Below are 7,325 nucleotides of genomic sequence, written 5' to 3'. Positions count from 1 at the left end.
GGCCCTTTCGCTTTGTGGCTGTGTTTTGACGCATGTCGTTGACACGGAACCGCTGCACTTCCGGGCGACATGCTCTATCATCTTCGCACAAGCTTCGCGGTCTAGTGTTCCCACGGAATATCATGCTGGGAGCGCTTGAATCGTGCCGCAACAGATCCAGAGCATCATCTCGAATCTCAGGGCATTTGGCGTCAGGCGCCTTGCCATGCTGGCCGGCATTGCCGCATTGGTGATGGCCGTCATCGGCATCGGCTCGGTCTATCTCAACCGCCCTGCCTATGAGACGCTCTATGTCGGGCTCGATCGCTCCGACGTGAACCAGATCGGCCTGGTGCTCGGCGAGGCCGGCATCGGCTTCGACGTCGGCTCCGACGGCACCTCCGTGCTGGTGCCGGCCGGCACCACCGCGCAGGCGCGCATGCTGCTCGCCGAAAAGGGCCTGCCGACCAGCGCCAATGCCGGCTACGAACTGTTCGACAATGTCGGCTCGCTCGGGCTGACCTCCTTCATGCAGCAGATCACCCGCGTGCGCGCGCTGGAAGGCGAGATCGCCCGCACCATCCAGTCGATATCCGGCATCAAGGCGGCCCGCGTTCACATCGTCATGTCCGAGCGCGCCAATTTCCGCCGCGACGAACAGCAGCCCTCCGCCTCGGTGGTCATCCGCTACTCCGGCATCGATGCTGAAAAGAGCGCCATGTCGATCCGCCATCTCGTCGCCGCCGCCGTGCCGGGCCTGTCGGCCGACAAGGTTACCGTGCTCGATTCCAACGGCAATCTTCTCGCCGCCGGCGACGATCCCTCCAACACAAGTGCTGCCCGCACGCTCGGCGTCGAGCAGACCGTCGAGGCGCAGATCGGCGACAACATCCGCCGCGCGCTGACGCCTTATCTCGGCCCCGACAATTTCCGCGCCAGCGTCAAAGCCGACGTCAATACCGACACCCGCCAGACCGAAGAGACAATCTTCGATCCGGAGTCGCGCGTCGAGCGTTCCGTGCAGTCGGTGCGCGCCAACGAAAACAGCAATCAGAGGCAGGCCTCGACCCCGGCCACCGTCGAGCAGAACCTGCCCGAGACCCAGGCGACCAGCACCGATGGTCCGCAGACGTCATCGGCGAACGACCGCAAGGAGGAGATCACCAATTACGAGATCAACTCCAAGAAGATCGCCACAGTATCGAACGGCTATTCCGTTACCAAGATGTCGATCGCCGTCGTCGTCAATCAGCAGCGGCTGATGACCATCCTCGGCAAGGACGCAACGCCCGAGCAGATCGCCAAGCGCGTTGCCGACATCCAGAAGATGGTGGCTTCGGCCACCGGCTTCGACGACAAGCGCGGCGATATCATCGATGTCTCGGCGGTCGAGTTCATCGACGGGCTCGACGGCGAGGCGGTCGAGCAGCCGGGCATAATGGCGTCGATCGGAACCCATGCCGGTACGATGATCAATGCCGGCGCGTTCATCGTCGTGGTGTTCCTGGTCGCCTTCTTCGGCCTGAGGCCAATGGCCACCGCGCTGAGCGCGCGGCCGACGCCGGCACTTGCCGGTCCGAGCTTCGACGACGTCCAGCGTTCACTGCCGACACCCGAAGCCGCCAGCGCCGAACCGGCGCCGGCTGCCTTGCCCGGCAGCCGCCCCGGCCCGACTCCACTCGACGATCTTCGCCAGAAGATCAGGCCGGCGCCGCAGGAGCGGCTTGCCCGCATGGTGGACATCAATGAGGAGCGCACCGCGCAGATCCTGCGCAAATGGGCGGCCCAGGAAGCAGCGGTATAGACCATGGCCTCGGCAGCGCTTTTCGACCTTTTGCCGGATTTCGGCGCACGCAGCCAGCGTGCCGGCCAGCCCTCGCTCGCGGCCATGGCCGAGCCAAGGCCGGAGACGTCGGCGCCGCAGGCCGACATCGGCGCGCTGATCGCCGAAGCGGTCATCGATGCCGAAGCCGCCCTTGAAGCCCGCCTTGCCATCTCCCACCAGGCAGCGCTCGAGGCGCAGAGACAGGCCAACGCCGATGAAGCAAAGGCCTTTCTGGAAAGTTTCGGCGGCGATCTCGGCGCGGTCGTCACTGCCCGTATCGAGATCATGGAGGCCAAGGTCAGCGACCTCGTCGGCGCCACCATTGCGCGCATCATTGGCGGCCTTGTCAGCGACGATCTGCAGAAGCGTTCGCTGGAAGCCCTTGCCGGCACGATCCGCGAAGCCGTCGGCGACAGCGAGGCGGTGCGCATCGCCGTGCGCGGACCGCTGTCATTGTTCGAGACGCTGAAGGCTTCGCTCGGCCCACGCGCGGCCAATCTCGATTTCGTCGAGGCGCCCGGCTTCGACCTTACCGTCGCCATTGACGAGGCGGTGTTCGAAACCCGCATTGCCGAATGGTCGGCCGCCTTGTCGGAGGCCCTGTCATGAGCGAGGGCCCTCTTACGAACGAGTGGACGTCATGAGCGTTGTCGAGGCCGCAGACGCCAGGCATGAGATCATCATCGTGCGGCGCAATCACGACGACCACGACGACGCCCACCATGGCGGCGTCTGGAAGATTGCCTTTGCCGATTTCATGACCGCCATGATGTGCTTCTTCCTCGTCATGTGGCTGATCAACGCCGCCAACGAGCAGACCAAGGCGGCCGTTGCCAGCTACTTCAATCCGGTCAAGCTGGTCGATCGCAACGCCAGCCGCAAGGGCCTCGAAGACCTCGGCGATGGCCCGAGCAAGGTCGGGCTGACGGCGGACGACCCGCGGGACAAGACCAGCAAGGCCGGACAGGACGGCATCGGCGGCGCCGGCACCTCGGACAAGAAGCAATCGAAGGAATCGGCGCCGAAGACCGATCTTTCCGACGAGCATCTGTTTGCCGATCCCTATGCGGTGCTGTCGGAAATCGCCACCGACACCGGCGTCATGCAAAATGTCAGCGAGAAGGGCGATGGCGGCGCGCAGGCGTCCGGCCCGGCTACCGGCGCATCCGGCGGCCAATCCTACCGCGACCCGTTCGCGCCGGATTTCTGGTCGCAGCAGGTGGCTGCACCAGGCGCCGAAGCCACCGCCGAACGCACCAAGATCGAAGGCGATCCGCTGAAGCCGGGTGACAAAGCGGCACAGACGCAAGTGGCGGAGGTGAAGGCCGTGCCGGCCGCGCCGCCAGTGGCTGCGGCGCCGCTCGAGCCGCTGGCGAAATCCGTTTCCGATAAGCCGCTGACCAAGGCTGAAGCCAAAGCAGAGGCCAAGGCTGAAGCAGCGAAGGCCGAAATTGCAAAGGCCGAAGCCGCCGAAGCACAACCCGCACCCAAACCCGAAGCCGCGGAAAAAGCGCCGACGGCCGCCACTGTTAGAGCCACGGCGCAGGTCAAGCAGGAACTGGCCGAGGCCTTCAAGCCCGGCGACAAATTGCATGACGGCGTCTCCGTCGAAGCCACCGACAAGGGTGTCGTCATTTCGATCACGGACCAGTTCGATTTCGGCATGTTCGAGATCGGATCGGCGGTGCCTAGGCGTGAACTGGTGCTGGCGATGGAAAAGATCGGCCGCATCGTCAACGAGCAGAAAGGCACGATCAGCATCAACGGCCACACCGACGCGCGGCCGTTCCGCAGCGACACTTACGACAATTGGCGGCTGTCCACGGCGCGCGCCCATTCCGCCTACTACATGCTGGTGCGCGGCGGCGTCGACGAGCGCCGCATCACCGAGGTCGCCGGCTTCGCCGACCGCGAGCCGAAAATCGCGGCCGACCCGATGGCTGCAGCGAACCGCCGCATCGAAATCCTGATGGCGACCGACGGATGAGGCGCGCCGCCATCATCGGCCGCGCCGTCGGGCTGCTGCTGCTGAGCGCCGTCCATCCGCCATCGGCCTTCGCGGAGGACGCATTGCAGCCCTATCAGCTGGTGCGCTCGCTGCAGCTTGTGCAGGACCGCATAGCCGCCGGCGATCACGCCGCGCTGCCGATGCAGGCCAAGCTGCTCGAAATGGCCGACACAAGGCTGCGCGCGGCCGACGCAGATGATTTCAGCGACCCGAAGAATTTTCGCGCCTTGCTGGTCTATGGCATGAGTGGCGGCAACCCCGTCACCGTCGAGGCGGCGGTGTCGCGCGCCAAGGCCGACCCGCAAAGCCTGGCCATCGCCAAGGGCATTGTCGATTATCTGAACGGCCGGCCGGCGGCTGCGATCGAGGCGCTGAAGCCGATCGATCCGATGACCCTGCCCGCCGATCTCGGTGCCTTTCTGGCGCTGGTCAAGGGCTCGCTTCTCGCCACCGAGCAACCGGTCAGCGCGCTTGCGCTGCTCGACGATGCTCGCCTGCTCAGCCCAGGCACGCTGGTCGAGGAAGCAGCGCTGCGCCGCTCGGTCGGCATCGCCGCCGCGCAAGGCGACGGTGCGCGTTTCGCGCTTGCCTCAACCCAATATGTCGAAGACTACCTCTATTCGCCCTATGCCAGCCAGTTCGCCGACGCCTTCGTCTCCGGCGTCATCACGCTGCACATGGCGATCAGCCAGGACAAGCTCGCCGACATCACCGCAATGATGGATCCAGAACGCGAGAAGGTGATCTATCTGCGCATCGCCCGCCGCGCCGCGATCGACGGTTTTGCCGATCTCTCCGCCTTTGCCTCGGCCAGGGCTGAACGGGGCCGCGACGGCATCCACAATCAGGACGATCCGCGCGCCCAGCTCTATTCCAGCCTGTCCACGGTAACGTCCGGCACCATCGGCGAGGTCCGCGCCAAGCTGGACAAGATCGATCGCAACCAGCTTTCGCAAAGCGACCGCGACCTGCTCGATGCCGCGCAGGCCGTGGCGGGTGAAGTCATCGCCCCGCCGGCGCCGCTGCCTGCCGAAAAGCCCGCACCTGCCGCGGCCAGGCAGGAGCCGGTCAAGACCGCGGCAGTGGAAAGACCCGACGAGCCAGAGCTGCCGCCGGTCGAAGGCGCGATGCCGGAACAGCCAGCCGCCACAACGTCGAGTGAACAGCCCGCAACCGACCAACCGAAGGCGGCAAGTGAGCCGGCCGCGCAGGCACCGAGCACGCCAGAGGCAAAGGCGGCGGAAACGCCTGCAGTCGCCTCGGCCAGCGATGCGGCTCCGGTCGTGCCGGCATCGGCGCCGGCCCCCGCCGCCGTAGAGCCAGCCGATCCCACCGACGCCGCCATGGCGAGGACGCGTCGCCAGCTCGATTTGATCGACCAGATGCTTGGAGCAGCCCCGAAATGACCACCAATGTTGGCCAGGCCCTGCCGGCTCCCGCGCACGCCGGATCGAAGCAGTCGGCCTCAAACGCCAAGGGCGGCGACAAAAGCTTCGGCGACATGGTGCGCGGCGACGACGATGCGCCGACACCGATAGGCCAGGGAGCAATTGAGGCCGCGTCGCACGAGCCGCATTGGGCCAAACGCAGCCCTGCCGGTCCCGGCAAAAGCGAAATCCCACACACCCAGTCTGGCAAAACGGGGACGAAATCCGCTGCCGGCAAGGCCGCAAAAGAACATGCCGATAGTGGCCCGGACAAACCATCCAAGGACGCTGAGGTGGCCGGACGAGACGCGGATGCAGGATCGCTGCAGGATCATTTGCCACTGGTGCTGGCGTTGCACGATATCAGGCATTTCTCAACGGTCCGGACAAGCGGGAACGGCATCGCGACGAATGGACAGACTGGACAACCGGCGCCCGCTGGCGAGGCCATTTCTGCACAGACGTCGCCTCTGAAGAGACACCGCGCAGCGTCCGGCATTGACGACAGACTCGACACGACGACGCGATCGGAACGGGCCAAGCCCGGTGCCAGCGTTTCCGCACAGGATCAGGCGCAAAAGCTGCCCGCGATCGGGCTCCAGTCCGGCAAACTGCCGCACCAGGATGGTCCGACGCCTCCTCTACCGGCGGACCAGACGGCAAGCGACGTTTCGGCACCCGAGGCAAAACGGTCCGCGCCGTCGGCGAAGTCCGTCGATGGAGCCCATTCCGCGGCATCGTCCACACAGGGAAAACAGCCGCCATTCGCTGCGCGCGTCGACATTGTCGCCGAACAGAGCTTCCCCGCGCCGGCGCATAGTCCGATAAACCAAACGACTTCGGCGCTTATCGACGCGCTGGCTTCGGATAACGGCCTGCGGCAAGCGGTTTCGACGCCGTCGACGACCGCCCAGACGGCCGGTTCTGTTGCCGTTCCGACACATATATTGAAGATCGAGCTTCACCCGGCAGAGCTCGGCATGGTCACCGCCAGTCTCAGGCTTTCCGGAGAACAACTTTCGATAGAATTGAAGCCCGAAACCCAAGAGGCTTACCGCCGTCTCGCCACCGACAGCGACGCCATCGTGAAGTCGTTGCGCGGGCTCGGCTTCGATGTCGACAAGGTCACCATCCTGCAACCCTCGATAGCGATCCACGCAGCGGCCCGCAGCGATGCAGCGAACTCGCATCCAATGCCGCAAGGCCGCGACCAGTCCGCTTTTCAGCCCGGAAACTCGAGCGGCAACAATACGGGTTCGGGCGGCCAGCAGTCGGGAAGAAACCGCAATGACGATGCCCAGGAATTCGGCCGCGCTGGCGCGCCTGCTGGCGAGCGCGCTGGCGACGATATGTTTATCTAGCCTCGCCACCAAGCCGGCCACCGCCGCCACCAACCCTTGCGAGCCCGAGATTTTGCGTGCCGCCGACCGCTATGGCGTGCCCGCCGGCATCCTCTATGCGGTCGGGCTGACCGAGACCGGCAAGAAGGGTAGCTTGCAACCTAATGCGTTGAATATAGAGGGGAAAGCGGTATTTCCAAGGAACCGCACCGAGGCCCTGGCCACCTTCGAAGCAGCCCGGCGCGACGGCAAGACACTCATCGATCTCGGCTGCATGCAGATCAACCATCACTATCACGCCGCGCATTTCCGCAGCGTCGACGACATGCTCGACCCGCGCCAGAATGTCGACTATGCCGCACGCTTCCTGGCCAGCCTGCATGCGCGTCATGTCAGCTGGTCGATGGCCGTCGCCCGCTACCACGCCGGCCCCGACAATGATCCCGCGCAGAAATTCTATGTCTGCCGCGTCATCGCCAATATGGTCGCCACCGGCTTCGGCAAATGGACCCCGAATGCCCGCAACTTTTGCAACCCTTAGGTGAATCAGCTCTTGCGAACGGCTGCAAATCCACGCCCGGCGGGTGACGTGCCACGTCACCCGTTCGGCAACCAACGATACAACCTCCTGATTGCGGTTATTTCGAACCTCGAAATAACTCCCAAGAAAATAGCTACAAGAAATGACGGTTGTTCAGGATTCCCCGCACCGGTTACGCCTCTTCCCACGGGGCAGATGATCTGAT

Annotated in this window: 6 protein-coding genes; all 6 read left to right on the top strand. The window is 64.8% G+C overall.

Annotation, left to right across the window (positions count from 1 at the left end; translation table 11 throughout):
* Positions 1–142: 142 nt before the first annotated feature.
* The 6 genes from fliF to NKI61_RS09710 are packed head-to-tail and all read left to right on the top strand — an operon-like array spanning position 143 to position 7,120.
* A complete protein-coding gene (gene fliF / locus NKI61_RS09735; protein WP_023695749.1) occupies positions 143–1,783 on the top strand; it encodes a flagellar basal-body MS-ring/collar protein FliF in 1,641 nt (546 codons plus the stop codon).
* A 3-nt stretch (positions 1,784–1,786) separates the two neighbouring features.
* Positions 1,787–2,413 carry a hypothetical protein gene (locus tag NKI61_RS09730; protein ID WP_352839248.1) on the top strand — a complete coding sequence of 209 codons (627 nt, stop codon included), beginning with the start codon at positions 1,787–1,789 and terminating at the stop codon, positions 2,411–2,413.
* A 31-nt stretch (positions 2,414–2,444) separates the two neighbouring features.
* Positions 2,445–3,791 carry a MotB family protein gene (locus NKI61_RS09725; RefSeq protein WP_352839247.1) on the top strand — a complete coding sequence of 449 codons (1,347 nt, stop codon included), beginning with the start codon at positions 2,445–2,447 and terminating at the stop codon, positions 3,789–3,791.
* Complete coding sequence (locus NKI61_RS09720; protein WP_352839246.1) at positions 3,788–5,218, top strand: MotC family chemotaxis protein; 1,431 nt, start codon at positions 3,788–3,790, stop codon at positions 5,216–5,218. Before NKI61_RS09725 ends, NKI61_RS09720 begins: the two co-directional genes overlap by 4 nt.
* Positions 5,215–6,600, top strand: a complete 1,386-nt coding sequence (fliK, locus tag NKI61_RS09715; RefSeq protein ID WP_352839245.1) for a flagellar hook-length control protein FliK — start codon at positions 5,215–5,217, stop codon at positions 6,598–6,600. The genes NKI61_RS09720 and fliK overlap by 4 nt, the downstream gene beginning before the upstream one ends.
* Complete coding sequence (locus NKI61_RS09710; protein ID WP_023755008.1) at positions 6,533–7,120, top strand: transglycosylase SLT domain-containing protein; 588 nt, start codon at positions 6,533–6,535, stop codon at positions 7,118–7,120. The genes fliK and NKI61_RS09710 overlap by 68 nt, the downstream gene beginning before the upstream one ends.
* The last annotated feature ends 205 nt before the right edge of the window (positions 7,121–7,325 follow it).

Origin of the sequence: Mesorhizobium sp. M0514 (assembly GCF_040321145.1) — a bacterium.
Taxonomy (GTDB): domain Bacteria; phylum Pseudomonadota; class Alphaproteobacteria; order Rhizobiales; family Rhizobiaceae; genus Mesorhizobium.
The sequence above is the reverse complement of the archived record's forward strand: the minus strand, read 5'-3'. Positions and strand labels throughout refer to the sequence as shown.

Excerpts from the sequence above, each read along its gene's own strand:
- NKI61_RS09730 (WP_352839248.1), top strand. The coding sequence starts at position 1,787 with ATGGCCTCGGCAGCGCTTTTCGACCTTTTGCCGGATTTCGGCGCACGC.
- NKI61_RS09725 (WP_352839247.1), top strand. The coding sequence starts at position 2,445 with ATGAGCGTTGTCGAGGCCGCAGACGCCAGGCATGAGATCATCATCGTG.
- NKI61_RS09720 (WP_352839246.1), top strand. The coding sequence starts at position 3,788 with ATGAGGCGCGCCGCCATCATCGGCCGCGCCGTCGGGCTGCTGCTGCTG.
- fliK (WP_352839245.1), top strand. The coding sequence starts at position 5,215 with ATGACCACCAATGTTGGCCAGGCCCTGCCGGCTCCCGCGCACGCCGGA.
- NKI61_RS09710 (WP_023755008.1), top strand. The coding sequence starts at position 6,533 with ATGCCCAGGAATTCGGCCGCGCTGGCGCGCCTGCTGGCGAGCGCGCTG.